Genomic DNA, 26,622 nt, shown 5'->3' with positions numbered 1-26,622 from the left:
GGCGCGGGCCGCTGGGCCCGCGCCCCGTGCGATGCCGCGCCCGCCCGCCTAGCCGGCCATCGGATCGAGGTGCAGGGGCTCCACCTTGCCCTCGATCATGGCGCCCAGCCCCAGCACCGCACAGGTGTCGGGACGGTCCGCGATGTGCACCGGCATGGTCGTGGCCTGCCGGATCATCGACTGGAGCCCCGGGATCAGCGCGCTGCCACCCGCCAGCATGATGCCCCGCTCGCCCAGGTCCGCCACCAGGTCCGGCGGGCAGCGGCGCAGCACCGAGCCGATCCCGTCCAGAATCCCGGTCAGCGGCGAGGCGATGGCGCGCTGGACCGGCTCGGTCTCCACCATCACCGAGCGGGCCAGCCCGCTGACCACGTCCCGGCCGTGCACCTCGGTCGGGCCCGCCACCAGGTCGCCGTCGCTGGAGAGCATCAGGTGCAGCGGCCGTACGGACTGGCCCGGCAGCATCAGCTTGTGATGCAGCCTCAGGTGCTGGACGACGGCGTGGTCGATGGCGTTGCCGCCCACCGGGACGGTCTCCGCCGCGACGATCGAACCGAGCGAGAGCACCGCGATCTGCGTGGTCCCCGCACCGCACACCACGACCATGGTGGCCTCCGGCTGCTCCACCGGCAGGTCGCAGCCGACCGCGGCGGCCACCAGCGTGTCCACCATCTCGACCCGGCGGGCACCGATCCCGTTCAGGGTCTCCACGGCGGCGCGCTGGGCCAGCGGCTCACTGCCGTACGGCAGGCAGACCGCGGCCCGCATGGTGGGCCTGCGCCGCCACGCCCTGCGCAGCCGGTCGTCCACCAGGTTGCGCAGCAGCCGCTGCGCCATGTCGATGTCCACGACGGTGCCCCCGCAGACCGGCCGCACGACCCGGATGTGGTCCGGCGTGCGGCCGTCCATCACCTCGGCACGGTCACCGACGGCGATCAGCGCGCCGGTGCGGATGTTGACGGCCGCGACGGTCGGCTGGTCGACCACCAGGCCCTGGTTCTTGACGTACACCCTGGTGCGGGCCGCGCCCAGGTCGACGGCGACCGAGCAACGGTACAACTGTGCCAGGCTGGCGGTCATGGATGGTGCCTCCCGGGGAGCTTCGGCGGTACGGGACGAGCGGCCGCCGGGCCACTCGTTCCCATCGTGTGCCGACGGGCCGTCAGGTGCCCGTTGGAGAGGTCCGGTTGGGGGACGGCGGGGGCGGGGGTTCCCGGCCGGGGGGTGCCGGGGCGCCGTGCGAGGCGTCGAGCAGGCGGGTGCCGAGGTCGCGCAAGTACGCGATCAGCTCCGCCGGTTCGTGCACCTCGAAGCGGACGCCCAGCAGGCCGAGCCGTACCGCGAGCCAGTCCAGCGCGTCGCCCCCCGTGCGCAGCAGGCAGGAGCCGGCGGAGAGCGGCTCCAGGAGGCCGGTGCCCTCGGGGAGCCGGCGGGCGGCGTCCTCGATGGTGGTGTGCAGGGTGACCAGTGCCCGGTGCCGGGCGCGGTGGCTGACGACGGACTCGGCGACGAACGCGGCGGCGTCCGCGGCGGGCGGGCGGCGGTCCGGTGCGCAGCGGGCGCCGGTGGCCCGTGGCGCGGTGATCCGGTCGGCGCGGAACGTCCGCCAGTCCGCACGGTCCAGGTCGTACGCGACGAGGTACCACCGGCGGTCCGCGCTGACCAGGCGGTACGGCTCGGTGTGCCGCTTGCTGGGCGTGCCGTCCGCAGCGGCGTACGCGAAGCGGGCGCGCTCGCGGTGGCGGCACGCGGTGGCGAGGGCGGTGAGGACGGCGGGGTCGGTGACGGGCGCGTCGCCGCCGCCGGTCAGCAGGCCGTAGAGCGGGACGGTGGCCTCCTGGAGGGCGGTGACGCGGTGCCGCAGCCGGGTGGGCAGCACCTTCTCCAGCTTGGCCAGGGCGCGTACGGAGATCTCGGCCACGTCGGCGACCGTGCCGCCCGCCGCGGCGTGCAGGCCGACGGCGATGGCGACGGCCTCGTCGTCGTCCAGGAGGAGCGGCGGCATGGCGGTGCCGGAGGCGAGGCGGTAGCCGCCGATGGCGCCGACGGCCGCGGACACGGGGTAGCCGAGGCCGCGCAGCCGCTCGATGTCGCGGCGGACCGTGCGCGGGCTGACGCCCAGGCGCGCGGCCAGTGCGGTGCCGGTGTGCTCGCGGCCGGTCTGGAGGAGCGAGAGGAGTTTCAGGAGGCGGGCCGGGGTGTCGCTCATGTGTTCAGGATGGCGCGGAAGGCGGCCGCGTTCTGACCTCATTCGTCCCTAGCGTGGCCCGTATGGGAGCACAGAACGACGACAGCATCCTGATCACCGGAGCCCGCGAGCACAACCTCAAGGACGTGACCCTGGAGATCCCCAAGGGGCGCATCACCGTCTTCACCGGGGTGTCGGGCTCGGGCAAGTCCTCGCTGGTCTTCGACACGGTGGCGGTGGAGTCGCAGCGGCAGCTCAACGAGACCTTCCCCTCGTACGTACGCAACCGGCTGCCCAAACACGAGCGGCCGAAAGCGGACACGATCGAGCGACTCGCACCGGCGGTCGTCGTCGACCAGCGGCCCGTCGGAGGCGGCGCGCGCTCCACCGTCGGCACCATGACCGACATCCACCCGATCCTGCGGGTCCTCTTCTCGCGCTGCGGCACGCCGAGCGCGGGCGAGTCCACCGCGTACTCCTTCAACGACCCCGCCGGCATGTGCCCGCAGTGCGCGGGACTGGGCCGGACCACCCGCATCGACCTGGACCGCTTCCTGGACACCGGCCGCTCGCTGAACGAGGGCGCGATCCGCTTCCCGCCGCTCGCCGTCGGCACCGCAGGCTGGCAGATCTACGCGACGTCCGGGCTCTTCGACCCCGACAAGCCGCTGGACCGCTACGGGCCCGAGGAGTGGGACCTCCTCCTGTACGGCAAGGGCTTCAAGGTCACCCGCGGCGAGCGCGCCTACAACAACACGTACGAGGGACTGGTCGAGAACTTCGACCGGCGGTACGTGAAGCGCGACCTGTCGGCGCTCTCCGAGAAGACCGCGGAGCTGGTGCGCGGCTTCGTGCGCGAGGGCACCTGCCCGCAGTGCCAGGGGGCGCGGCTGACCGCCGCGGCCCTGAAAACCCGGGTGGCAGGGCTGTCCATCGCCGAGATGGCGGCCCTGGAGGCGACCGAGCTGAGCGAGGTCCTGCGGGGCATCGACCCGGCCGCCGAACCGGTCGGCGCGGCCATCGCCGCGCGGGCCGTGACCGCGCTGGACCGGGTGGCCGGCATCGGACTCGGCTACCTCAGCCTCGACCGGCCGACACCGACCCTGTCCGGCGGCGAGGGGCAGCGGTTGAAGATGGTGCGCCACCTGGGCAGCAGCCTGACGGGCCTGACGTACGTCTTCGACGAGCCGAGCACCGGGCTGCACCCCGGCGACGTGCGGCGGCTCAACGACCTGCTGGTGCGCCTGCGGGACAAGGGCAACACCGTCCTCGTCGTCGAGCACGACCGGGACGTCATCGCCATCGCGGACCACGTGGTGGACATGGGGCCGGGAGCGGGCACGCGCGGCGGTGAGGTCGTCTTCCAGGGGACGGTGGCGGGGCTGTCGGCGGCCGGCACCGCCACGGGGCGTGCGCTGCGGCGGGTCACCGGCGTCAAGGAGGGCGTCCGTACGCCGCGGGCTTGGCTGACCGTGCGGGACGTGACGCTGCACAACCTCAAGGGCGTGGACTTCGCGGTGCCCGTGGGGGTGCTCACGGCCGTCACGGGGGTGGCGGGCTCCGGCAAGAGCACCCTGGTGTCCGAGGCGTTCGTGGGCGCGCACCCGGAGGCGGTCGTGGTCGACCAGTCGGCGATCGGGGTGTCGTCCCGGTCCACCCCCGCCACCTACCTCGGGGTGATGGACGCGGTCCGCGCGCTCTTCGCCCGCGAGCACGGCGTGCCGGCGGGGCTGTTCAGTTTCAACGCGGCCGGGGCGTGCGAGGAGTGCCGCGGGCGCGGGGTGATCCACACGGATCTGGCGTACCTGGACCCGGTGACCACCACCTGCGAGGCGTGCCGGGGGCGGCGCTTCAAGGACGAGGTGCTCGGGCTGACCGTACGGGGCAGGTCGGTCGCCGACGTACTGGAGATGACGGCTGCGGACGCGGTCGCGTTCTTCGGCGAGGCGGCGGAGGCGGATGAGGTGGCGGAGGCGGCGGGCGGGGCCGGCGAGGCCGCCGGAATCGGGCGGCGGCTGGCGGCGCTCGCCGAGGCCGGGCTCGGCTACCTGACGCTCGGACAGTCGGTCGCGTCGCTGTCGGGCGGCGAACGGCAGCGCCTCAAACTGGCCACCCGGCTGCACCGCACGGGCAGCGTGTACGTGTTCGACGAGCCGACGACGGGGCTGCACATGGCCGACGTGGCGGGGCTGCTGGCGCTGCTCGACCGGCTGGTGGACGACGGCAACACCGTCCTGGTCATCGAACACGACCTGGACGTGGTCAAACGGGCGGACTGGGTGGTCGATCTCGGGCCGGGCGGCGGCAGGCAGGGCGGCGAGATCGTGTTCGCGGGGACGCCGCGCGACCTGCTGTCGGCACGCGGTTCGGCCACCGCCGACTGCCTGCGGGCCTCACTCGACGATGCGCTGTAGCAGCCCCCAGGTGAACTCCGCGACGACCTCGCGGGGCTCGCCGTCCGCGCCGGGTGCCGTGAAGGCGAGCCGCCACCGGGTCGGCGCGGTGCCCTCCATGGGGCGGGCCGGGGCGAAGGCGCGGGCCACCTCGTCGACCGTGCACGACCAGGGGACGAGGTCGTCGGTCGTACGGAGCGCGGGGCCGGGGGCGCCCGGCGCCCGGACCAGCCAGGCGTTCCAGGCGGCGCCCCCGGGCCCGGTGAGCACCTCGAACCGCAGGTCGGGCCAGAGTGGTACGGGCCAGGTCAGCGCCTCGCAGGTCAGGTCGCCCAGGCGCCGGGCGGTGACGGACTCGGGGCGGCCGAGCAGCGAGCGGTAGCGCTGCACCGCGCCGCGCGACCGGGGGGAGTGGGCGCGCGCCTGCCAGCGGCGGTTGGCCTCGCGCAGGTCGGCGCGCGAGGCGCCGAGCGTACGCAGCGCGTCCTCGACCAGTCCCGGCTGGTGGTCGGCCATGCGGCGCAGCAGGACGAGCTGGAAGGCGAGCGGGCCGTCGGGCGGTCCGGGCGGTCCGTTGTCAGTGGTGGGGTCCATGCTGGACATGTTCGCGGACGGTGGGGCCCGGCGGTCCTACCGGGGAGCGCCGGTGGGGTGGCCGCCTGCCGGAGGCTCGTCGGCCGGGCGGCCGTGCGGGGGCAGGCGGCGCAGGATCGCGTCGTGTTCGGTGTCGGTGACCTGTTCACCGGAGGAGGGGAGGAGCTGGGGTATGCCGTCGAGAATCGGGTAACGGCGCCGGAGCCGGGGGTTGTAGAGGACGTCGTCCGGCACGAGCAGCGTCAGCGGGCCCTTGTCGATCGGGCAGACGAGGATTTTCAGCAGCGGGTCGTCCGGTTTCACGGCTCAACTCCTTGGGAGTGGGGTCCCGGCCGGGGATCGGGCGCCGGCCCGGCCTCCGGCGCCGGTGCCGGTTCCCCGGCGTCCTGGCGGGGGAGCGCGAGCAGCACGAACACGGCGACCGCCGTGCCGCCCAGGCGGAGGGAGAGGCGTACGGGATCGGCGGGCAGCGGTTCGCCGAAGGCGACCGTGCCGCAGGCAGCGGTGAACACGCAGGTGACGGTGGTGCAGACGGGCACGATCAGGGAGGCGCGGCAGCGCTGGAGGGCGGTCTGCGACAGCACCAGGCCGACCGCGCCGGTGAACAGCAGCAGATACGGATACGGGGAGGTGAACAGGTCACGGGCGGCTCCCGCCCAGTCGTGGGCGTCCAGCAGGCCGGAGACGCCCTTGATGGCGAGCGAGCTGACGCCGTAGAGGAGGCCGACGGCCACGCCGTAGGGGACGCCCGTGCTCGGCTGGCGGTGGCGGCGTTTGGCGCGCCGCTCGGTGACGCCGAACAGCCACAGCCCCGCAGCCAGTGAGGGCAGCGCGATGGCGAGCAGCGTCCCGGTGGGGGCGGTACGGGTCACGGTGCTCGCGCCGCTGCCCTGGAGCGAGGCGACGACCATGCCCAGGGCCAGCAGGATCGCGAGGATGCTCCGCCGCTCGCGGCCGCTGGTGCGTTCGCCGAGGAAGACGGAGGACAGGAGCAGCAGCAGGACCAGCCCGGAGACGAAGATGCCCTGCGCGGCGGCGATGGGAAGGGTGCGGTAGACCGCCAGCTGGGCGGCGAAGCCGGCGGCGAGGGCCAGCGAGCCGCCGAGCCACAGCGGGCTGCCGACGAGGTGCCGGACGAGCCGGGCGGGCTGCCGGGTGCTGAGGGCGGGCAGCGCGGACAGGGCGCGCTTCTCCAGGACGAAGCCGGTGCTGTACAGGACGTTGGCGAGCAGTGCGGCCGCCACGCCCCACCACAGCACGGCCCTACTCCCTTCTCCGGCGGGCATGGACGAGCAGGATGGAGGCCAGCGAGGGCAGCCGGCAGGCGGCGCGGTCCAGGGGGCGCAGTGGCCGCGGCACGTCGTGGTACGGCGCGCCCGCGACCCGTACGACCGTGAAGCCGGAGGCCGTCAGGAAGCCGCGCAGCGCGCGGGCGGTGTAGAGGCGCAGATGGCCGACCACCTGGGTGCCGGGGCGGCCGTGGATGCCTCGCATGCTCACCTCCGAGAAGACGGGCTGGACTCCCGCGAGGAGGAGTCCGCGGTTGTACCAGGCGGCGAGGTTGGGGGTGGACAGCATCAGGTGGCCGCCGGGGCGCAGCACGCGGCGCAGTTCGTCGAGGGCCGCGTCGGGGTCGACGAGATGCTCGATGACCTCGCTGAACAGCACGGCGTCGGCGGCGCCGGACGCGAACGGCAGCCCGCCGCCGCCCAGTTCGCCCCGCACGGCGTACGGGATGCGGGTCGCGGCGCGCCGCAGCGCGTCCTGCGACCAGTCGACGCCGACGATCCGGTGGCCCGGCAGGACCTCGGCCGCGATGGCGGCCGCGCTGCCGTCGCCGCAGCCGACGTCCAGCACGGTGGCAGGGGGCGCGCCGCGGCGTACCGGCCCCAGGGCGCGGGCCAGCATCAGCGCCTGGCGGCGGCTGCGGGCGTCGCCGGAGGCGACCGGGACGGCGGGGTTCTCGTAGAACTCGCGCAGTCCGGGCGGGTGTGGGGGCGGTGGCACGGCGGTGAGGTGCCGGATCACGGTGCGCCCCCGTCCGCCGTCCGGCCGTCGCCCGGCCAGGACGTGGCCGCCAGGGACTCCGCGAAGAGGGCGCCCAGCCGGGCGCCGGCCGCGTCGTCCAGGAGGGCGTGCGACCAGCGCAGTGCCAGCTGGATGCGCCCGCCGACGGAGACGGTGGTGACGGTCAGGCCGCGCGGCATGCGGGCCGGCGCGGAGAACCACACGGCGCTGGGCCGCCCCGCGTCGCCGAAGTCGAGCGGGTAGGGGATGCGGCCGATGTTGGACAGCAGGGTGGTGGAGGCCAGCGGGGCGGCGGCGGTGCGCAGCGCGCGCGTGAGGACGCCGCGTACCCCGACGGGAAGCACCGGAGCCGTCAGCAGGGCGGCGCCCAGGCCGAGTTGGGACCCGGGTGCCGCCTTGAGGGCCCGGGTGCGGGCGGCGGTGCCCCGCAGCAGCCGGGCGACGGCAGCCGGGTCGGGCGGCCCCGCGGTGAGCAGTGCGGCGTCCTGCTTCTCCTCCGGGCCGAAGCCGACGGATACCAGCCGGGTGCCGTTGCCGATGGGCATGTCCGTGCCGCGCGGGCGGTCGTCCACCGGCATGGTGACGACGACGGGCCCGCTCGGCCGCCCGTGGAGGTGGTTCCAGCGGGCGACCATCAGGCAGGTGGCGACCAGGAGTTGGTCGTTGACGGTGAACGCGGCACGCCCGCCGGTGCGGGGCGGCCGGGCCGGCACGGGCAGCTCGACGACGAGCATGCCGTTGCCGTCGGCGCGGTGCCCGTGCTCACCGGCGATCCGCACCGGCCGGACCAGGCCGTGTCCGCCGGCCGGCGGCGTGGCCTGCGGCGCTCCGCCCGCCGCGGTGCCGGCGGCGCGTACCGGTGGTGGCGCCGGGGCGTTGTCGGCGCCTCCGTAGAGCTGGGCGGCGGTGGCCAGCACCCGCAGGCAGGCCGGGCCGTCCAGGGCGGTGTGGTTGATGGTGATGAGCAGGACCGTTCCGGCCCCGGCCCCCTCGCCCCCGCCCGTTCCCTGCCTCTCGACGACCTCCATCCGTACGGGCGGCGAGGCGTCCAGCGGCGGGCAGTCGGTCAGCGCGCGTTGGCGCGCGCGTTCCAGGGCGCCCGGGCCCGGTGGCGGGAAGACGACCGGGTCCACGTCCGGGACACCGGTCAGCTCCCACTCGTACCGGCGCCGCCACCAGCGGTGCGGGGCCTGGCGCATCAGGATGCGGGGGTGGCGGCACAGCGCCTCGCGGAACGCCGCCCGCAGCCTTCCGGGGTCGGGCCTGCCGGGCAGGTGCACCTCGATGTGCACGGTCTCCGGTTCCTCCGGCATGAGGCAGTGCCGGGTGATCTCGTCCACGACCGGGAACGGAATCCGCCGTACGGTCCGGCCCGCCGCCCCGGGCGGCCCGTCCCCGGCCGGTTCCTGCCGTGCCGGTTGCAGTGCGGTCATCGGGTGGGTTCCTCCCCGCTGCGGTCCGATGGGCTTGGTGGGTCTGACGGGTCCGCGGGTATGCCGTTTCGGGGTGTGGCTTCCGGCGGTACGCGACGCCGCCGGCGCCGTGGCAGCGGCGGGGCGGGCGGCGCCAAGGTCTCCGTTTCCGCCTCAGGGCCGCCCGGCCCCGCTGCCGGCGCCGTGGCCAGTGCCGGTTCCTCGTCCGGCCCCGGCGCCGCTCCCGCGTGCGCCCCGCGCCGCGCCGTCGCGGCGGGCACCGTCACCACCGCGGCCGCCAGCGCCAGCAGCGCCAGGGCCTGGGCGGTGGCGCTGAAGGCCCCGGCGTCGGCGGCGGCGGGCTCGCCGGCGCCGAGGGCGGCCGTGATGCCGGCCCCCACCATGGCCAGGAGCGCGAGCGGCACGAGCAGCCCGGGCCTGAACCGGGCCACCAGAGCCAGCAGCGGCACGATCACGGCGTAAGGCCCGGCGGCGAGCGCCACGACCACCGTGAGGGCGGCGGCCCCCAGGACCCAGGACGGCGCCGGCGGCACCTGCGGCTGCGGCGGGGTGTGCGGCGCGCGGCGCACCAGCGCGGAGCCGACGAGCACCGCGATGCCGAGCGCGCCGCCGAGCAGGCCGAGGTCGTAGGTGGTGGCCGGCGCGTACGAGAGCTTCACCAGGCCGCCCCTGCCCGCCGGGACCAGGAATCCTTGCTGCCACCCGTCGAGCCGCACCGGCGACAGTTCGCGCCCGTCGAGCGTCGCGTGCCAGCCGTCGTTGGCGTTCTCGTACAGCTGGAGGTACGCGGCCGCGCCCGCGCCGACCCGCACGTACCGCTGGTCGCCCGCCCAGTCGGCGGCGGTCACCGGCCGGTGTTCGCCGGCGGGCGCGGGCGCGGGGGCGCTGCCGCGGGTGAGGGTGACGTCCGTCAGCGCCAGCGGCCCCTGGTCGCCGGCCTCCACCCGGTGCTGCCCGGAGGGCAATTCCAGCCGTCCGCCGCTCGCCTCGCCCGCGCACAACTCGACCGTGACGGGCTTGCGTTCGGTCAGGTCACGGACGTACCCGGACGCCTTCGTGGCGTGCAGGGTGCCGTCCACGGCGAGCGGCGGTCCTTCGCCGCAGGCGAGCGAGAACCGGTCGCCGGGCGCGGGCGGCGGGGTCCGCAGCGCGTCCAGCGCCGGGATGTAGACCTCGCTCAGTCCGACGGGCAGTTGCAGTTCCTGGTCGGCGACCGGGTTGTGGACGGTGAGTTCCTTGACCTTGCTGATGGTGATGTCGAGGCGGTCGGTGGTGATGGGGTCGAAGCGGGCCTGGCCGTTCTCGTCGACGCCGGCGGTCGCCGCCCCGTCCGGCGAGTTGACGAGGATTTCCTCGGGCCGGGTGGAGAGGCCGCCCGCCGCGGCCAGCACGATCTGGTCCACGGCCCGCTTGCCCGGCCAGCGCAGGTGCAGTGTCGCCTTGTCGCCCGCGATCCAGGCGGTGGTCAGGTCGCCGTCGACGAGGTTGCGGGGGCTGAGCGAGTCACCGAACCCGAAGGCCGTGGAGTCGGCGGAGGCGGTGATCCGGTCCTTCTGCCCGGGGGCCACCCGGTCCAGCAGCCGGTCCAGTTCCGGCCCGGGGACGGCCAGCGCACGGGCCGCGACCGCGTATGAAGCGCTGGTGCCGGTGCTGAACTGCCGGTGCAGTCCCACCTCGGCGGAGGCCGGCGAGAGGCCGCCGGGGTCGCTGCCGCGGTGCAGGGAGTACGTCTTGGAGGGCGACGTCGAGTCCTCGCTGTCGGTGGGCAGTTGGAGCAGCCGGGTGACCTGGACACCCGGTACGGACACTTCGGAGAAGCCCGCGCCGGACAGCCCCGCGCGCGGCGTCTGCGACCCGAGAATCGTGATCTTGAGCCACTTCGCGGTCCCGGCGGGCGCCCTGACCTGCTGCCTGGCGCCGTTCGTCAGCAGCTGGCTGTCCACGCTGCCCCGGTCGGTCTGCACGCGTACGGACGTCGGCGCCGCCCGCATCCCGTCGCCGGGCAGCGGCGTGAGGGAGATCGCGTACGGCACGGACGTGGGCCGGGTGAAGCCGATCCGCAGCCACTGGCCCACCGGATTCCCCGCGCTGCCTTCGGCCCAGCCGGTGTCCGGGTTGCCGTCGAAGGCGTTCACCGGGTCGTACTGCGGCAGGTGGAAGAGCCAGTTGCCGCTGCTGGACGCGGTGACGGAGGAGGCGCCGCGCAGCACGGCGGTGGTCTGGTGCCCGATGCCCCGGGTGGGCAGGATCTGCCGCGGCTCCAGCCCCGGGTCCTGGACGCTGTCCGGGTGATTTCGCTCGCCGGGCGTGTACGTATAGGACGTATTGGAGTTGACCAGGCCGAACCGGGTGTCGGCACGGCGCAGCCCGTCGCCGGTCAGCTGGAGTGTCGGGGTGCCGACACCCGGGTGGTTGTCACCGGTCAGCACGGCCGGGCGGGAGCGCAGCGAGGGGTCGGCCGACAGCGGAAGCAGCGCCTCGGGACCCCCGCTGACCTGCGCCGTGTCGGCCACCGGCTTGGCGGTGACGGGCCCTGGGCGCGGGGTGCCCACGGGTTCGTAGACCTCCACCGCGCGCTGGCGCGGGTACAGGCCCTGGATCTGGACCGGGGTGCCGGGGGCGATGCGCCCGTCGGTCGTCAGCGGGCCGAAGGAGGCGACCTTGCGGTAACCGGACGCCTCCAGGGTCCGCTTGACGGTCTGCGTCGGCACGTAGCCGATCTGGTCCGGGTCGAGGTCGTTGCGTACGACGACGTCGTAGAGGCCGGCCCGGCCCAGGAAGTCGCGCAGCCCCGGCACTTCGGTACCGGACAGCAGTGCCTGCTCGACGGCGTCCAGGGCGCGCCGCACGCCCGGCGTCCCGAACGGCACGAAGTCGCGCTGCGCCCACCGGGAGCGGGCGAGCACGTCCAGCGGCTCGTCGATGGGCGAGCCCCAGGTGTAGACGCCGTGCGCGGTGGCGGGGACGACGAGGGCGCGGTTGTCGGGCGTGTTCTTCTTGAGCCAGCCGGCGGTCCGCTCCCATGCGGACGGGAGCTTCTTGAAGGCGCCGGGTTGCAGGACGGTGCCGTTCAGGAACGGCAGGGCCAGCGCGGGGAGGGTGAGCAGCGCGGCGAACAGCGCCACGTGCCGGCGTCCCGGCACGCGCCGGGTGCCGCGCCGCTCGCCGGCCACCCCGAGGAGGTGCGCCAGGCCGAGCGCGAGCGCCAGTGCCAGGCCCGGCTGGAACTTGTAGATGTTGCGGAACGGCCGCAGCCAGCCGTTCAGCCAGTCCTGCCACAGCCCGTGGAAAGGGCCGCCCAGCGAACCGGCGTATCCCGTCAGGCAGATACCGGCCACGACCAGCACCGTCAGCAGCAGCCAGCGCCGCTCCGGCGCGTCCCGGCGGGCCAGCCCGGCCAGGCCCAGCGCGGCGGCCAGCGCCGAGCCGAGGATGGCGGCGGCGCCCGCCGCCATGGTCCAGCCGGCCGGCAGCCACGGTTCGCCGAAGTTCAGGTAGCCGGTCCAGTTCCCGGCGCCGCGCAGCAGCTCGGTCGCCGACATGGTGCCGGTCGTGGTGTTCGCCTGCTCGATGTACGGCATGAAGTTCTCGCCGTGCACCCCGAGCAGCAGCAGCGGAACCGCCCACCACGCGGTCGCCAGGATGACGCCGGGAATCCACCACGCCAGCAGGGCTCTGCGCCGGGCGCCCGTGCGCGTCAGCACGTACAGCAGGGCGGGCAGCAGCGCGGCCAGCGTCGAGGCCGCGTTGACGCCGCCCATGAAAGGAATGAGCAGCGCCGAGCGGGTGGCGGCCAGGCGCGCCGTGGCGTGCGGGTTGGTGAGCGGCAGCAGCACCCAGGGGAGCAGTGCGCCGGGCAGGGCCGCCGCGGAGGTGGACCCGACGACCATGGTGAACACCGGCCACAGCGCGTACGCGGCGGCGGCGAGCAACCGGGCCGGCGGGGTGCCGGCGCGCAGCCGTTCGGCCAGCCGCAGCGCGCCCCAGAAGGCGGCGGTGACGATCAGCGACATCCACAGCCGCTCGGCGATCCACACCGGGAGGTGGACGAGGTCCGCCAGGGCGTAGTACGGCAGCGACGGGAAGGCGTAGCCGACGTACTGGTCCGTGATGCCGCCGAAGCCCGCCCGGTCGTGCCACAGCTGCCCCAGGTCGCCCAGGAACCGCCACGGGTCGGTGGCCACCCCGAGCTTGGTCTCGAACGTCATCTTCCCGGACGAGGGCACGAGGAAGAGCACGAAGGCGGCGGCCCAGAAGCCCAGCAGCCAGCGCCGGGACCGGGGCGGCCCGGGCGGCGGCGCGCCGGGCGCGGACGCCGGGGTGCCACCGGCGTCCGGCGATCCCGGGGAGCTGGACTGGAGGGTCTGGGTCATGGCAACCGCCGCAGGATGAGGAGGAGGTTCCAGGTGGCTACTTCGCGGACGACCGGCAGGCGCGGGATCGTTTCGGCCAGGAACGGCGCGTAACGGGAGCGGGCCGTCACGATCCGTACGTCGTCCCGGGCCCTGACCTGGCGCAGCGTCCGGCCGACGTGCAGCGCGAACAGGTTCTCGCCCAGGGTGTGCTTGGCGTCCCGGCCGGTGCGCCGCCGGTAGAGCGCGCGGGCCCGCGCGGCACCCAGGTAGTGCCAGGGCGCCGTCTCGTGCCCGCCCCAGGGGGACAGCCAGTTGGTGAACGACAGGTAGATCAGGCCGCCTGGCCTGGTCACCCGCACCTGCTCGCTGAGGAAGGTCAGCGGGTCCGCGACGTGCTCCAGGACGTTGGAGGAGAAGCAGACGTCGGCGGTGCCGTCGGCCAGCGGCAGGAGGTAGCCGTCGGCGAGCACCGCGCCGTCCGGGTTGCGGCCGCGGGCGGTCAGCTCGCGCGGGTCCGGCTCGAAGAGGTAGCCGTGCGCGCCGCGGCGCCGGAACTCCTCGGTGAAGTGGCCGCTGCCGCCGCCGACGTCGGCGACGACCAGTCCCTGGAGCGGCAGATACCGTTCGAGCTGGTTGGCGGCGTCCCGCGCGAGCAGCCCGTAGCAGTGCTCGGGGTCGTGCTGCTCGCGCAGGAAGGCGCGGAAGAGGGTGAGAGATCTGCGCAGGGAGGGATCCCGCACCTCAGCATCACCGCCCGGACGGGAAGTCGAGACGTGCCTCGGCGTACGATTCCGCCGCCACGGCCCGGAAACTGCGCACCGTGGCGCTCCACCGGAAGCGGGCGGCGCGCTGCGCGGCGGCGGCGCCCAGGGCCGCGCGGCGCGGCCGGCTGAGCGCGAGCGTGCACCAGTGCGCGGCGAAGGAGCTCTCCCCGCGGGCCAGCAGCCCGGTCGTCCCGTCGTCGACCGAATCGCGCAGGCCCGGTATGTCGAAGCCGACGGCCGGAGTGTGCCGGGCGGCCGCCTCCATGACGACCAGGCCCCAGCCCTCGACGAGCGAGGGGTGCAGCAACAGCCAGGCCCGGCAGAGCAGTTCGTGCTTGTCGCGTTCGTTGATCCGCCCGGTGAAGTGCACGCCGGGCCCGGCCATGGCCTCCAAGCGGGCGCGCTCGGGGCCGTCGCCGACGATGACCAGCCGGCCGCCGGTGACCGGCCGCACCCGCTCCCACAGACGCAGCAGCAGGTCGACGCGCTTGTACTCGACCAGCCTGCCCATGGCCAGGAACAGCGGCTCGGGCGACTCGGGCAGCAGCGGCCCCGGCTCCTCCACGCCGTTGTGGACCAGCCGGATGCGGTCCCGTTCCACGCCGAGGCCGCGCAGCGCGGCGGCGGTCGAGCCGGAGACGGCGACCATCAGGTTGCCGCGGTGGGTGCCCGCCAGCGCCCAGTGTTCGAGGCGGCGGCCGAGCCGGGCGGCGGGTGCCGGGTAACGCATGCCCCACAGGTCCGTGTGGACGTGGTTGACCAGGCACAGGGTCGGCCCGCTGTGCCACAGCGGCGCCAGGTACGGCATGCCGTTGCAGACCTCCACCAGCAGGTCGCACCCGCCGATCCGGCGGGCGAACTGCCGGGGCGCGCGCAGGTAGTGCCCGGCGTCGCCGCCCGCGGAGACCACGCGGTAGCCGCGGTCGGCCGCCGGGCCGCCGCACAGCAGGGTGACCTGGTGGCCGTGGGCGGTCAGGCCCTCGGCGATGCGGTCGACGAGCAGCTCCGAGCCGCCGGCGGCGGGGTTGCCCAGGTCGCGGCGGGCGAGGAAGACGATATGGCGGGGGAGCGGGCGTACTGCGGGCGGTGCGGTCCTGGCGGACGGTTCGGGTCGTACAGCCGGTGCGGGACGTGCGAGTGGTGCGGCGGACAAGGACGGTCGTACGTGCTGGGGCATGTGCGCTCCAACTCGTCTCAGGGTGCGGTACCAGTGGTGTGGGGGGACGTACTGCGTGCTGAGTCGTGCGGACCTGCCGGCCGGGGGACTGCGGGCGTGGGGACGACGGAGGTGTGGGTTGGATAGTTTTCGCCGCCCTGTTCGATGCGGCTACTCACCGGCGTGACAATTTCTGCCCCGGTTCCGCCTGACGTCTCGTCACTTCGCGCAGGATCAGCTGAACCGCCGCCTCCCGCGCACCACCAGCACCACGCCGAAGAGCGTCAATCCGCCGCCCGCCACGGCCGCGGCCAGCGGCGCGGTCTCCCCGACCAGCTGGAGCCTGGTGCTGTCCGCGTCCGCCAGCGCCACCTGCGCGCGCTGGGTCGCGGGCGTGAACTCGATGCCGCTCCCGCGCAGCAGGGTGACCGCGTCGACCTGCGACCCCGGCGCCCGAAGCGTCTTGTGCGGCGAGATCGACGCGTTGACGATCCGCCCGGTACGCCGGTCCACGACCAGCTCGATCCCGCTGTTGGCGTACCACTCCTCGGCCTGGACCTGCCCCTGTCCAGGCCGCCCGACCAGCCGCCCCGGCACCTGCCGGCTGCCCGTCCTGGTGGGCTCGACGGTCCCGGTGAAGCGGTAGCCCTCGTACCCCTGTATCCGCTTGGTGCCCGCGAAGCGGAGCGGCACCGCCGCGCCCAGGGTGTTGTCCCACCAGCGGTAGGTCTTGCGCTGCACGTCGAAGGGGAACTTCAGGTACGCGTCCCCCTCGAAGCGGGTCGGCGCCTCCTTGCAGCAGTGCACCGGGGCGTTGGTGCGCCGGTCGGTGACCCACCGCTCCAGCGTCCACTGGAACGCTTTGCGCGGATCCTTCAACGCCAGCGTCACCGGGGTGTCGACGGTCGTGGACACGTCCCACACGGCCCGCCCGCTGCGCTCGCTCTCCGCCACGTCGCCCAGCACGTGCCGGGTGATGGTGATCTCCTGGCCGTTCCTGGTGCGCAGCGCCCCGGTGTCGAAGTAGCTGCCGGTACCGGTGAAGACGGTCGTCACGTCCACGTCGACCGGGGTGCGCTGGGCGCGCGGCGCGACGTACCAGACGAGCAGCGGGGCGAGCACCAGGAGGAAGACCCCGAGGCCCAGCAGGACCAGGGAAAACGGCGAGGCGGTCTTACGCATACGGGCACTCCTGAGGGCGGCGGGGGCAGTGCGCGTGCGGCGTGGCGGTGGTCCGGGTGAACGGGCGGGAACCGTAGGCGAATACTTGACACGCCGTCAATGCCTCCCCAGACTCGGCAAGCACCGCGCCGGACCGGGGCCCACGCACAGCGCAACCCTCGACGCACCTCTCCACGAAGGGGCTCGCCGCGCCATGCACAGACTGCTCGCCGCCGTACTGACCTCGCTGGTCGCCGCCGCCCTCGCCGCCGGCGCCGCGTTCGGCATCGTCGCCGCACTCGGCGCCACACCCGAGCAGCCGAACGTCCCCCTGGTGACCTTCGACCGGACGCGCTAGGGGCGGCAGGCGTGGTGGAGACCGCCCGCTCGGCCTGGCACGACGTACCCCGGTCCCAGGTAAGGCAGTTCGCCGCCCTCGCCCTCGACGAGGTCCCGGCGCTGGCCCGGCGCATCCTGGCGGAGATCCGCCGCGAGTACCCGCAACTGCCCCTCGCGCTCGACGAGTACGGCGAACCGCGCGCCCTGGTCGGCATCCGGCAGTCCCTGGAGCACTTCGTCGAGCACATGTCGGCCGGCCTGGACCGCCCGCACGTCCACCCGCGGATCTTTCAGGAGTTCGGCCGCGGCGCGGGCATCCAGGGCCGCAGCCTGGACGCCCTCCAGGCGATCTACCGGCTGGGCGTACGGCTGGCCTGGCGCCGGCTGGCCGAGATCGGCCAGCAGGTGGCGATCCCGGCCCCCGCCATGTACGAACTGGCCGAATCCGGCTTCGAATACCTGGACGGGCTGGTGGCCGAATCGGTACGCGGCTTCGCCGAGGCCGCGGCCCGCCAGGCGGGCGAACGGCTGCGGCACCAACGGCGCCTGATGGAGCAGCTGTTCGCGGCCGGGACCCGGGTGCACGCCGCCCCCGCGCTGGCGGACCGCGCGGCCCGGATCGGCTGGACCCTGCCCGAACGGGTCGCCGTGGCCGTACTGCTGCGCCCGGCCCGCGAATCCGTGGCCCCTGCCGTCGGCCCGGACGTCCTGCTGGACATGGAGTGCGAGCGGCCCCGGATGGTGGTGCCGGACCCCGACGCCGCCGGGCGCGGGGAACTGCTCCAGCGGGCCACCGCCGGGTGGTCGGGCGCGCTCGGCCCGGCCGTGCCGCTGGCGCACGCGGCGAAGTCGCTGCGCTGGGCGGGCGCCGCCGTCGACCTGATGGAACGCGGCCTGCTGCCCTCCGGGCAGCTCCTGCACTGCACCGAGCACACCGAGGCACTGGTCCTGCTGCCGCCCGAGGAACTGATCGAGGACCTGACCCGGCGGCGGCTGGAGCCCCTCGCGCACTGCGGCCCCACCCACGGGCGCCGGCTGGCCGAAACCCTGCTCGCCTGGCTGGAGACGCGCGGCGGCGCCCCCGAGGTGGCCGCCAGGCTCGGCGTCCACCCGCAGACCGTCCGCTACCGGCTGCGCCGCATACGGGAGCTGTGGGGCGACGAGGTGGACGACCCGGACCGCCGCTTCGAACTCGAACTGGTGCTGCGGGCCCGGCGGCTGCGCGGCGAGCTCAGCGTGCCCGGCCGCCCTCCCTACCCTCGATGAACAGCTGGATGCCGTCCATCAGCCGGGCGAGACCGAACTCGAACACCGCCTCCAGGTCCAGCATGCCCGCGTCGTCCATGCCGTTGGCCCCCTCGTACATGGGGAACGCGCCGGAACCGATGATCCGCTCGTACTCCGGCTCCTGCGCCGTCATCCACTGCTGCTGGTCCATGCCGGTCAGCTGCTCGGCCTCGGTGTCCTGTTCCAGGGCGACCGCCGTACCCCGCACGTGATTGATCAGGGTCAGGGCCAGGCGCAGCGTGGCCATCGGGTCGAAGCCCGTCAGCCTGGCCATGGTCCACTCCATGACCACCATCGCGTGCGGCATGGGCTGCGGGCGGGTGAGGGACAGGTACTGGGCCACCCACGGATGCCGCTGGTACAGGTCCCACTGGAGGCGGGCCCCGGCCTCCATCCGGTCGCGCCAGTGCTCAGGCCCCGGGTCGGGCAGCGCGACCTCGGCGAAGGTGGCGTCCGCCATCAGCAGCACCAGCTCGTCCTTGTTCGCCACATGGCGGTAGAGCGCCATCGAGGACGCCCCGAACTCGGCGGCGACCCGGCGCATCGACAGGGAGTGCAGGCCCTCCGCGTCGGCGATCCGGATGCCGGCCCGGACGATGCGGTCGCGGCTCAGCCCGTGGGCGGGGCCGTGGCCGTCCGAATGGCGGCGCGGGCCGCCGGGGCTGCCGTTGTCGCGTGGCCTGGGCGCTGGGCCGCCGTCCGCGGGGCGCGTACCGGCCGGCGCGACCACGGTGCCCACTCCCGGTACGGCCCGCACCAGCCCGTCCTGGCGCAGCGTCGTGAGGACCTTGGTCGCGGTCGCCATCGCCACGCCCCACTCCTGGGTGATCCGCCGGGTCGAGGGCACCCGCTCGCCCTCGGCCAGCTCGCCGGTCTCGATGCGCCGCCGGATCTCGGCGACGATCCGGCGGTAAGGGGGCGGGTCCGAACGGTCCACGGTGGCATCCTCCGTACTAGTGCACCCAGGGGGAGTAACAGGGTGACCGTGGCACCATCTTGACGCTTACCTAGTACACCGCAACAGTCCCCGGCCACCGGACCCCGGTCGTCCGGAGTCCGGTGGCCGGACCGTCCTCAGGTCAGCTGAAGTCCAGGTCGCCCGTCCGCGTCCGCTTCAGTTCGAAGAACTTGTCGTAACCGGCGAGCAGGCGGACGCCGTCGAAGACCCGCACCGCCTCCTCGCCGCGCGGGATCGCGGTCAGCACCGGGCCGAAGAAGGCGACGCCGTCGACGTGGAGCGTGGGCGTGCCGACCTCCTCGCCGACCGGGTCCATGCCCTCGTGGTGGCTCTTGCGCAGCGCGTCGTCGTAATCCGTGCTCTTCGCGGCAGCGGCCAGCTCGGCGGGCAGGCCGACCTCGGCGAGGGCCTCCTCGACGACGGCGTCGTAGTCCTCCCGGTCATCGTTGTGCAGACGCGTGCCGAGCGCCGTGTAGAGGTCGCGCAGGACCTCCTCGCCGTGCTCCTGGGCCGCGGCGATGCACACCCGTACCGGGCCCCAGCCCTTTGCCAGCAGCTCCTGGTAGCGCTCGGGCAGGCCCTCGCGCCCCTCGTTGAGCACGGACAGGCTCATCACGCGGAAGCGCAGGTCGAGGTCGCGGTGGCGCTCCACCTCCAGGATCCAGCGGGAAGTGATCCACGCGAACGGGCAGGTGGGGTCGAAGTAGAAGTCAACCGTGTGACGGGTGTTGCTCGGGGAAGACGCATTTTGGGCAGTCATGGCGCCACGATAGTTCGATTCGTGACTACTGGACGGACTTTATTCGTCGTCATTCGTCGTCATTCGCCCTCGGCGTACGGGCTGGCAGCGGCGGACGGCCGGGCCGGCGCCGTGCGGCCTACTCCGGCGCGATGCCCAGCATCCGCTGGAGCAGTTCCTTGAGCAGGGTGCGCTCCGTGACGGACAGCTCGCCGAGCGGCTCGCGGGCGAAGTCGAGGGAGTCGCGCAGCCGTTCGGCCGTCGCGGCGCCCGCGTCCGTGGGGGCGGCCAGCTTGACGCGGCGGTCGGCGGGGTCCGGGCGGCGCTCGACGAGGCCGCGGGTCTCCAGCCGGTCCACGATCCCGGTCACGTTCGACGGCTCGCACTTCAAGCGCTGGGCTATCCGGCGCATCGGCATCGGCTCGTGGGAGAGCAGGCCGAGGACGCGCGCCTGGGCGCCGGTGAGGGAGTGCTCGGCCGCGGCGTTCTCGTACTCCTCGTAGTAGCGGGCCACGACGGTGCCGATCAGCTCGACGACCTCACAGGTCAGGTGGTCTGGGCGAGGAGTCATGACACCAGGATAGCGAATTGCTTGACAACATGAAATATCGAGGAGCATGGTTGTTTCATCACCTGAAGCATTTAGGAGGAGCAGCTCATGTCCGCACTGCCCACGTCCGGCCGCGAATGGCACCTCGTCGCCCGCCCGCACGGCTGGCCGAAGCCGGAGGACTTCGCGCTGCGCGAGGCCGCGGTCCCCGAGCCCGGCGAGGGGCAGCTCCTCGTCCGCAACCTGTACTTCTCCGTCGACCCGTACATGCGCGGCCGCATGAACGACGTGAAGTCCTACACCCCGCCGTTCAAGCTGGACGAGCCGATGGAGGGCGGCGCGGTCGGCGAGGTCCTCGCCTCCAACGCCGAGGGCTTCGCGCCCGGCGACCACGTCCTGCACTTCAAGGGCTGGCGTGAGTACGCGGTCGTCGACGCCGCCAAGGTCGCCAAGGTGGACGCGTCCCTGGCCCCGCTCTCCGCCTACCTGGGCGTGCTGGGCATGCCGGGCCTGACGGCGTACGCGGGCCTGCTGGAGGTCGCCTCCTTCAAGGAGGGCGACGCCGTCTTCGTGTCCGGCGCGGCCGGCGCGGTGGGCGGCGAGGTCGGCCAGATCGCCAAGCTCAAGGGCGCCTCGCGGGTCATCGGCAGCGCCGGCTCGGACGAGAAGGTCAAGCTGCTGACGGAGGAGTACGGCTTCGACGCCGCCTTCAACTACAAGTCGGACGAGTCCGTCAAGGAGCAGCTCAGGAAGGCCGCCCCCGACGGCATCGACGTCTACTTCGACAACGTCGGCGGCGACCACCTGGAAGCCGCCATCGACTCGCTGAACGTGCACGGCCGGGTCGCCGTCTGCGGCATGATCTCGCAGTACAACGCCACCGAGCCCACCCCGGCGCCGCGCAACCTCGCGCTGGTCATCGGCAAGCGGCTGCGCATCCAGGGCATGCTCGTCGCGGACCACAGCGACCTCCAGGAGCAGTTCGTCTCGGAGGTCTCGGCCTGGGTGCGCTCGGGCGAGCTGAAGTACCGCGAGACCAAGGTCGCCGGCATCGAGAACGGCTTCGAGGCGTTCATCGGCCTGCTGCGCGGCGACAACACCGGCAAGATGATCGTGGATCTCACGGACTGAACCCGGCAACACGGCAGTTCGCCGGGTCACTAGGCTCGGTGCCAAGCCGTCGCGATCGTGGGCGCGAGTCGCGGCGAACCACAGGAGGAACCGTTATGGCCATCCAGCCCGTAGACGTCGTCTACACCGCCGTCGCCACCGCAGAGAACGGCCGGGACGGCCGCGTCGCCAGCGACGACGGCAAGCTGGACGTCGTCGTCAACCCGCCCAAGGAGCAGGGTGGCAGCGGCGCCGGCACCAACCCCGAGCAGCTCTTCGCGGCCGGCTACAGCGCCTGCTTCCAGGGCGCGCTGAGCGTGGTCGCCCGCCAGGAGAAGGCGGACGTCTCCGGCTCCCGGGTGACCGCCAAGGTCGGCATCGGCAAGACCCCGTCCGGCGGCTTCGGCCTCACGGTCGAGATCTCCGCGTCCATCCCGAACGTGGACGCCGCCACCGCCAAGGACCTGGTGGAGAAGGCGCACCAGGTGTGCCCGTACTCGAACGCCACCCGCGGCAACATCGACGTCAAGCTGAACGTCGCCTGAGACCGGGGTGGTGCGCCGCGAGGCGGCACACCGCGTAACGACACAGCGCGTGGCGTCACGCCGCGTGGTGACGTGCCGTGTGGTGACGTGCCGCGTGGTGACGTGCCGCGCCTGAGGCGGTGCTGACGTGCCAGGGCCGTACCCCTTCCCGGGGTGCGGCCCTCGGCCGTACTGTCGGCACCGGCGGCGGACGGCACGGGTGGTGCCCGTGTGACCCGGGCCACTCGTACGACATCTTGACGCCCTTGCCGTGTAATCGATTACGTAGCCCCCACGGAATCGATTACACACCGACGTGCGATCGAGACGCCACGCCCATCGGTGTCCTCGACCCGCCTTCACGGAATGGCAAAGGCGCCATGGCGAAGATCAAGGATGTGGCCGAGCGGGCCGGAGTGTCCGTGGCAACCGTCTCCCGCGTGCTCAACGGGCGCAGCCCGGTCGCCGAGACCAGGGAGCGGGTGCTCGCCGCCGTCGCGGCGCTCGGCTACCGGCCCAACAACGTCGCCCGCGCCCTGCGCACCGCCCGCACCGGCGCGCTCGGCCTGGTCATCAGCGACCTCACCAACCCCTTCTTCACCGAACTCGCCGACGCCGTGGAGGACGCGGCGCGCGGCCGCGGCTACAGCCTGGTCATCGGCAACGCCGCCGAACGCCCCGACCAGCAGGACGACTACATCCGTACGCTGCTGGACCGCCGGATCGACGGGCTGCTGGTCAGCTCGGCCGGCACCGGCTCCGCGATGCTGAGCGAGGTCGTCGCCTCCGGCACCCCGCTGGTGCTGCTCGACCGGCTGGTGCCCGGCATCGACGCGCCGTGCGTCCGCGCCGACGGCGCCGCCGCGCTCACCGCCCTCGCGGCCCACCTGGCCGCCCTCGGCCGGCGCCGCCCGGCCATCATCGTCGCCCCGGCGGGCACGCCGACCGGCGACGAGCGGCTGGAACAGTTCCGTACGGCGCTGGCCGCCCACGGCATACCGCTGCCGGACGAGCGGGTCGGCTCCACGCCCGACCTCCAGCCCACCGGCGGACGCCAGGTGATGCGCGGCTTCCTGGACCTGCCCGAGCCGCCCGACGCCGTCCTGGCCACCGACAACCTGATGGCGCTCGGCGCGATGGACGAACTCCGCGCGCGCGGGATGCGGGTGCCCGACGACATGGCCCTGGTCGTCTACGACGACGTGCCGTGGTTCACGCACATCGACCCGCCGCTGACCGCCATCTCCCAGCCCACCCGCGAGTTGGGCCGGGCCGCCGTGCAGGCCCTGCTGGAACGGATCGAGGGGCGCGCGGCCGACTCCGTACTGCTGCCCGCCCGGCTCGTCACCCGCCGCTCCTGCGGTGAACAGGGCGCCGGACACGAGGAGCACACCGAAGAGGAGAGGGGCAGCGCATGACCGGCGTCGACGACGACGTCCGGGACGACGCACCGGCCGGCCGCGAACTGCTGCGCGTGGAGGGGGTGACGAAGTCGTTCCCCGGCGTCCGCGCCCTGGACGGCGTCGACCTGAGCCTGCGCGCCGGCGAGGTGCACGTCCTGCTCGGCGAGAACGGCGCGGGCAAGAGCACCCTGATCAAGATGCTCTCCGGCGCCCACCGGCCCGACGCCGGGCGCATCCTGGCGGACGGCGGCCCCGACGGCTCCCGCGACGGCCTGCACGAGGTGCACGTCCGCTCCGCGCAGGACGCCGAACGGCTGGGCATCGCCACCATCCACCAGGAGTTCAACCTCGTACCCGGCCTGACCGTCGCCGAGAACGTCTTCCTCGGCCGGCAGCCGCGCACCGCGCTGCGCCTGATCGACAAGAAGGCCATGCGGTCCCGCGCCGCCGAACTGCTGCGCCGGGTACGCCTGGACGTCTCCCCGGACACCCCGGTCGCCGAACTGGGCATCGCCCGCCTCCAGATGGTCGAGATCGCCAAGGCGCTGAGCCTGCGCGCCCGCGTCCTGATCATGGACGAGCCGACCGCCGTCCTCACCTCGGAGGAGGTCGGGACGCTCTTCGGGCTCGTGCGCGAACTGCGCGACGAGGGCGTCGGCATCATCTTCATCACCCACCACCTGGAGGAGATCGGCGCCCTCGGCGACCGCGTCACCGTCCTGCGCGACGGCCGTTCGGTGGCCGAGGTGCCCGCCGGCACCGACGAGGACGAGCTGATCCGCCTGATGGTGGGCCGGGACATCGCCGAGCAGTACCCGCGGCAGCGCCCCGCGGCACCGGGCGCGCCCCTGCTGCGCGTACGCGGCCTGACCCGCCACGGCCCCAACGGCACTCCGGTCTTCGAGGACGTCGGCTTCGAGGTGCGGGCCGGTGAGGTCGTCGGTCTCGCGGGCCTGGTCGGCGCGGGCCGCACCGAGGTCGCGCGGGCGCTCTTCGGGGTGGACCGCTACGACGCCGGGACCGTCGAGGTCGACGGCCGGGCACTGGCGCCCGGCGACGTACGGGCCGCCCTGCGCGCCGGGCTGGGCCTGGTGCCCGAGGACCGCAAGGGCCAGGGGCTGGTCCTCGACGCCTCTATCCAGGACAACCTGACGCTGGCCCGGCTGGACCGGGACACCCGCGGCGGCCTGGTGGACCGGCGCGGCCAGCGGCGCGCGGCGGCCGAGGTGGCCGAGCGGCTGAAAGTGCGGATGAGCGGCCTGGGGCAGCACGCCAGGACCCTCTCCGGCGGCAACCAGCAGAAGGTCGTCATCGGCAAGTGGCTGCTGGCCGGTACCCGGCTGCTGATCCTCGACGAGCCGACGCGCGGCATCGACGTCGGCGCGAAGGTCGAGATCTACCAGCTGGTCAACGAGCTGACCGCGGCCGGCCACGCGGTGCTGATGATCTCCAGCGACCTGCCCGAGGTGCTCGGCATGAGCGACCGGGTGCTGGTCATGGCGCAGGGCCGGCTGGCCGGCGAGCTGAGCGCCGAAGAGGCGACACAGGACGCGGTGATGGAGCTGGCGGTGCGGCAGGCGCCCGCCGCGCCCGGCCCGCACGACACGAACGAGAGCGCGATGGAGGGCTCCGATGTCCGCTGATGTGAAGACGGGAGCCGGCGCCGAGGCGGTCGGCAGCGCACCGCCGGGCGGCGGGTTCGGCCCCTGGTTCGGCCGGGCCGTCCTGAAGAACGGCCCGCTGGGCGGCCTGGCCGCCCTCGTCGTGGTCATGGCGATCCTGTCCGGGGACTTCCTGAACGGGCAGAACCTCCTCAACGTCGGCGTCCAGGCGTCCGTCACCGCGATCCTCGCCTCCGGCGTCACCTTCGTGATCGTCTCGGCCGGCATCGACCTGTCGGTCGGCTCGGTGGCGGCGCTCGGCTCCACCGTCGTGGCCTGGGCCGCGACCGACGCGGGCCTGCCGGTGTGGGCCGCCATCCTGCTGGGCCTGGCGACCGGCGCGGCGGCGGGCCTGGTCTCCGGCGCGCTCGTCGCGTACGGGAAGCTGCCCGCCTTCATCGCCACGCTCGCGATGCTCTCCGTCGGCCGCGGCCTCGCCCTGGTCATCACCGGCGGCACGCCGATCCCGTTCCCGGCCTCCGTGAGCAGGCTGGGGGACACGCTGGGCGGCTGGCTGCCCGTCCCGGTCCTGGTCATGGTCGCCACGGGGCTGATCGCCGCGCTGGTCCTCAACCGTACGTACGCGGGCCGCGCGATGTTCGCGATCGGCGGCAACGAGGAGGCGGCCCGGCTCTCCGGCATCGACGTCAAGCGCCGCAAGCTGGTCGTCTACGCGCTGTCCGGGGTCTTCGCCGCGGTCGCCGGCATCGTGCTCGCCGCCCGGCTGACCTCCGCCCAGCCGCAGGCCGCCGTCGGCTACGAGCTCGACGCCATCGCCGCCGTCGTCATCGGCGGCGCCAGCCTCTCCGGCGGCTCGGGCAAGGCGTCCGGCACGCTCATCGGCGCGCTGATCCTCGCCGTGCTGCGCAACGGCCTGAACCTGCTGAGCGTCTCGGCCTTCTGGCAGCAGGTGGCCACCGGACTGGTTATCGCGCTGGCGGTGCTCCTGGACACGCTGCGCCGCCGGAGCGCGCGATGAGGCGGCGTACGGGGCCACTCCCCAGGCGTACAGGGCTGCTCCCCAGGCGTACGGGGCTGCTCTCCAGGCGTACGGGGCCGGTCCGCAGGCGTACCGGCCTGCTCGGCGCGGGCGTGCTGGCCGCGGCCCTGGCCCTGTCCGGCTGCGACCGCGGCGGGAACACCGACCTCGGGCTGGCCCTGTCCACCCTCAACAACCCGTTCTTCGTCGGCGTCAAGGAGGGCGCGCAGGCCGAGGCGGACCGGCGCGGCCTGCGCGTCAACATCACCGACGCGCAGAACGACCCCATGCAGCAGATCAACCAGATGGAGACGTTCACCAGCCAGAACGTCAAGGCGGCGATCATCAATCCGGTGGACTCCGACGCGGCCGTGCCGGCCGTCGGCGTCGCCAACCGGGCGGACGTGCCGGTGATCTCCATCGACCGCGGCGTCAACGGCGGCCGGGTCGGCTCGACCATCGCCTCCGACAACGTCGCGGGCGGCCGGCTCGCCGCGAAGACGCTCGCCGAGTCCCTGGGCGGCAAGGGCAAGGTGGCCTTCCTGGAGGGGCAGCCAGGCACCTCGGCCGCCCGCGAGCGCGGGCAGGGGTTCGAGGAGGGCATCAAGGCGTACCCGGGCATCGAGGTGGTGGCCCGGCAGCCCGCCGACTTCGACCGGACCAAGGGCATGGACGTGATGTCCAATATGCTCCAGGCACACCGGGACATCGGCGGCGTCTTCGCGGCCAACGACGAGATGGCGCTCGGCGCCGCCACGTCGCTGGGTGCCAGGGCGGGCAAGGACGTGAAGATCGTGGCGTTCGACGGGACACCGGACGGCGTCGCGGCGGTGCGCGGCGGGACGCTGACCGCCACGGTCGCCCAGCAGCCGAAGCTGCTGGGCAGGCAGGCCGTGCAGCAGGCGCTCAAGGCGGCGCGCGGCGAGCGGCTGCCGGAGCGGGTGAAGGTGCCGGTGGTCCTGGTGACCGGCAAGAACGCGGGTGAATTCGATGGGTGAGA

At 73.9% G+C, this 26,622-nt stretch carries 21 protein-coding genes and 1 pseudogene; 8 read left to right on the top strand and 14 right to left on the bottom strand.

Annotated features, from left to right (window positions below; all coding sequences use genetic code 11):
• Positions 1 to 48: 48 nt before the first annotated feature.
• Together ACH4OW_RS02210 and ACH4OW_RS02205 are read right to left on the bottom strand one after the other, a co-directional pair.
• On the bottom strand, positions 49 to 1,080 hold the full coding sequence (locus ACH4OW_RS02210) for a rod shape-determining protein (RefSeq protein WP_360122025.1): 1,032 nt from the start codon (positions 1,078 to 1,080) through the stop codon (positions 49 to 51).
• An 82-nt stretch (positions 1,081 to 1,162) separates the two neighbouring features.
• Positions 1,163 to 2,209, bottom strand: coding sequence for a helix-turn-helix transcriptional regulator (locus ACH4OW_RS02205; protein ID WP_398024239.1), 1,047 nt, complete (start codon positions 2,207 to 2,209; stop codon positions 1,163 to 1,165).
• Positions 2,210 to 2,271: 62 nt separating this feature from the next.
• Here ACH4OW_RS02205 and ACH4OW_RS02200 point away from each other — a divergent pair, with 62 nt between their 5' ends.
• Entirely contained in the window at positions 2,272 to 4,602 is a 2,331-nt protein-coding gene (locus ACH4OW_RS02200; protein WP_398024237.1) for an excinuclease ABC subunit UvrA, read from the top strand.
• On the opposite strand, the gene ACH4OW_RS02195 is transcribed toward ACH4OW_RS02200, so the two are convergent.
• The 9 genes from ACH4OW_RS02195 to ACH4OW_RS02155 form a co-directional block, all read right to left on the bottom strand.
• Positions 4,582 to 5,175 (bottom strand): hypothetical protein, encoded by a 594-nt coding sequence (locus ACH4OW_RS02195; protein WP_398024234.1) that lies wholly within the window; start codon positions 5,173 to 5,175, stop codon positions 4,582 to 4,584. The two genes, ACH4OW_RS02200 and ACH4OW_RS02195, sit on opposite strands and share 21 nt — an antisense overlap.
• Positions 5,176 to 5,211: 36 nt before the next feature.
• Positions 5,212 to 5,478, bottom strand: a complete 267-nt coding sequence (locus ACH4OW_RS02190; protein ID WP_360122013.1) for a Trm112 family protein — start codon at positions 5,476 to 5,478, stop codon at positions 5,212 to 5,214.
• Positions 5,475 to 6,431 (bottom strand): hypothetical protein, encoded by a 957-nt coding sequence (locus ACH4OW_RS02185; protein ID WP_398024450.1) that lies wholly within the window; start codon positions 6,429 to 6,431, stop codon positions 5,475 to 5,477. The genes ACH4OW_RS02190 and ACH4OW_RS02185 overlap by 4 nt, the downstream gene beginning before the upstream one ends.
• 7 nt (positions 6,432 to 6,438) lie before the next feature.
• On the bottom strand, positions 6,439 to 7,203 hold the full coding sequence (locus tag ACH4OW_RS02180; RefSeq protein ID WP_398024232.1) for a class I SAM-dependent methyltransferase: 765 nt from the start codon (positions 7,201 to 7,203) through the stop codon (positions 6,439 to 6,441).
• The gene (locus tag ACH4OW_RS02175; protein ID WP_398024229.1) at positions 7,200 to 8,636 is read right to left on the bottom strand and encodes a condensation protein; all 1,437 of its coding nucleotides are present in this window, start codon (positions 8,634 to 8,636) and stop codon (positions 7,200 to 7,202) included. The genes ACH4OW_RS02180 and ACH4OW_RS02175 overlap by 4 nt, the downstream gene beginning before the upstream one ends.
• Positions 8,633 to 13,009, bottom strand: coding sequence for an alpha-(1->3)-arabinofuranosyltransferase family protein (locus ACH4OW_RS02170; protein WP_398024227.1), 4,377 nt, complete (start codon positions 13,007 to 13,009; stop codon positions 8,633 to 8,635). The genes ACH4OW_RS02175 and ACH4OW_RS02170 overlap by 4 nt, the downstream gene beginning before the upstream one ends.
• Complete coding sequence (locus ACH4OW_RS02165) at positions 13,006 to 13,731, bottom strand: class I SAM-dependent methyltransferase (protein WP_398024225.1); 726 nt, start codon at positions 13,729 to 13,731, stop codon at positions 13,006 to 13,008. The genes ACH4OW_RS02170 and ACH4OW_RS02165 overlap by 4 nt, the downstream gene beginning before the upstream one ends.
• A 7-nt stretch (positions 13,732 to 13,738) precedes the next feature.
• Complete coding sequence (locus ACH4OW_RS02160; protein ID WP_398024223.1) at positions 13,739 to 14,932, bottom strand: glycosyltransferase family 4 protein; 1,194 nt, start codon at positions 14,930 to 14,932, stop codon at positions 13,739 to 13,741.
• Positions 14,933 to 15,145: 213 nt separating this feature from the next.
• Positions 15,146 to 16,093, bottom strand: a complete 948-nt coding sequence (locus tag ACH4OW_RS02155) for a DUF3068 domain-containing protein (RefSeq protein ID WP_360121992.1) — start codon at positions 16,091 to 16,093, stop codon at positions 15,146 to 15,148.
• Positions 16,094 to 16,286: 193 nt separating this feature from the next.
• On the opposite strand from ACH4OW_RS02155, the gene ACH4OW_RS02150 reads away from it, so the two are divergent.
• Both ACH4OW_RS02150 and ACH4OW_RS02145 read left to right on the top strand, forming a co-directional pair.
• Complete coding sequence (locus ACH4OW_RS02150) at positions 16,287 to 16,430, top strand: hypothetical protein (RefSeq protein WP_360121989.1); 144 nt, start codon at positions 16,287 to 16,289, stop codon at positions 16,428 to 16,430.
• An 11-nt stretch (positions 16,431 to 16,441) separates the two neighbouring features.
• Positions 16,442 to 17,677 carry a helix-turn-helix domain-containing protein gene (locus tag ACH4OW_RS02145; RefSeq protein ID WP_398024221.1) on the top strand — a complete coding sequence of 412 codons (1,236 nt, stop codon included), beginning with the start codon at positions 16,442 to 16,444 and terminating at the stop codon, positions 17,675 to 17,677.
• On the opposite strand, the gene ACH4OW_RS02140 is transcribed toward ACH4OW_RS02145, so the two are convergent.
• From ACH4OW_RS02140 to ACH4OW_RS02130, 3 genes are all read right to left on the bottom strand, one after another.
• Complete coding sequence (locus ACH4OW_RS02140) at positions 17,643 to 18,635, bottom strand: TetR/AcrR family transcriptional regulator C-terminal domain-containing protein (protein WP_360121984.1); 993 nt, start codon at positions 18,633 to 18,635, stop codon at positions 17,643 to 17,645. The two genes, ACH4OW_RS02145 and ACH4OW_RS02140, sit on opposite strands and share 35 nt — an antisense overlap.
• A 142-nt stretch (positions 18,636 to 18,777) precedes the next feature.
• Positions 18,778 to 19,416: a DsbA family protein gene (locus ACH4OW_RS02135; protein ID WP_398024218.1), complete on the bottom strand. Its 639-nt coding sequence runs from the start codon at positions 19,414 to 19,416 to the stop codon at positions 18,778 to 18,780.
• A 118-nt stretch (positions 19,417 to 19,534) separates the two neighbouring features.
• Positions 19,535 to 19,966, bottom strand: coding sequence for a MarR family transcriptional regulator (locus tag ACH4OW_RS02130; RefSeq protein ID WP_360121978.1), 432 nt, complete (start codon positions 19,964 to 19,966; stop codon positions 19,535 to 19,537).
• Positions 19,967 to 20,053: 87 nt separating this feature from the next.
• Here ACH4OW_RS02130 and ACH4OW_RS02125 point away from each other — a divergent pair, with 87 nt between their 5' ends.
• From ACH4OW_RS02125 to ACH4OW_RS02105, 5 genes and pseudogenes are all read left to right on the top strand, one after another.
• A complete protein-coding gene (locus ACH4OW_RS02125) occupies positions 20,054 to 21,076 on the top strand; it encodes an NADP-dependent oxidoreductase (RefSeq protein ID WP_398024215.1) in 1,023 nt (340 codons plus the stop codon).
• Between the two features lie 95 nt (positions 21,077 to 21,171).
• Complete coding sequence (locus ACH4OW_RS02120; protein ID WP_360121972.1) at positions 21,172 to 21,600, top strand: organic hydroperoxide resistance protein; 429 nt, start codon at positions 21,172 to 21,174, stop codon at positions 21,598 to 21,600.
• A 359-nt stretch (positions 21,601 to 21,959) separates the two neighbouring features.
• Positions 21,960 to 22,997, top strand: a complete 1,038-nt coding sequence (locus ACH4OW_RS02115) for a LacI family DNA-binding transcriptional regulator (RefSeq protein WP_360121970.1) — start codon at positions 21,960 to 21,962, stop codon at positions 22,995 to 22,997.
• Positions 22,994 to 24,625, top strand: a complete 1,632-nt coding sequence (locus ACH4OW_RS02110; RefSeq protein ID WP_398024213.1) for a sugar ABC transporter ATP-binding protein — start codon at positions 22,994 to 22,996, stop codon at positions 24,623 to 24,625. The genes ACH4OW_RS02115 and ACH4OW_RS02110 overlap by 4 nt, the downstream gene beginning before the upstream one ends.
• Positions 24,615 to 26,620: pseudogene (locus ACH4OW_RS02105) on the top strand (substrate-binding domain-containing protein). Before ACH4OW_RS02110 ends, ACH4OW_RS02105 begins: the two are co-directional and overlap by 11 nt.
• Positions 26,621 to 26,622: the final 2 nt, after the last annotated feature.

This window comes from Streptomyces sp. NPDC017056 (assembly GCF_044332485.1).
In the GTDB taxonomy this organism is placed as follows: Bacteria; Actinomycetota; Actinomycetes; order Streptomycetales; family Streptomycetaceae; genus Streptomyces.
The sequence above is the reverse complement of the archived record's forward strand: the minus strand, read 5'-3'. Positions and strand labels throughout refer to the sequence as shown.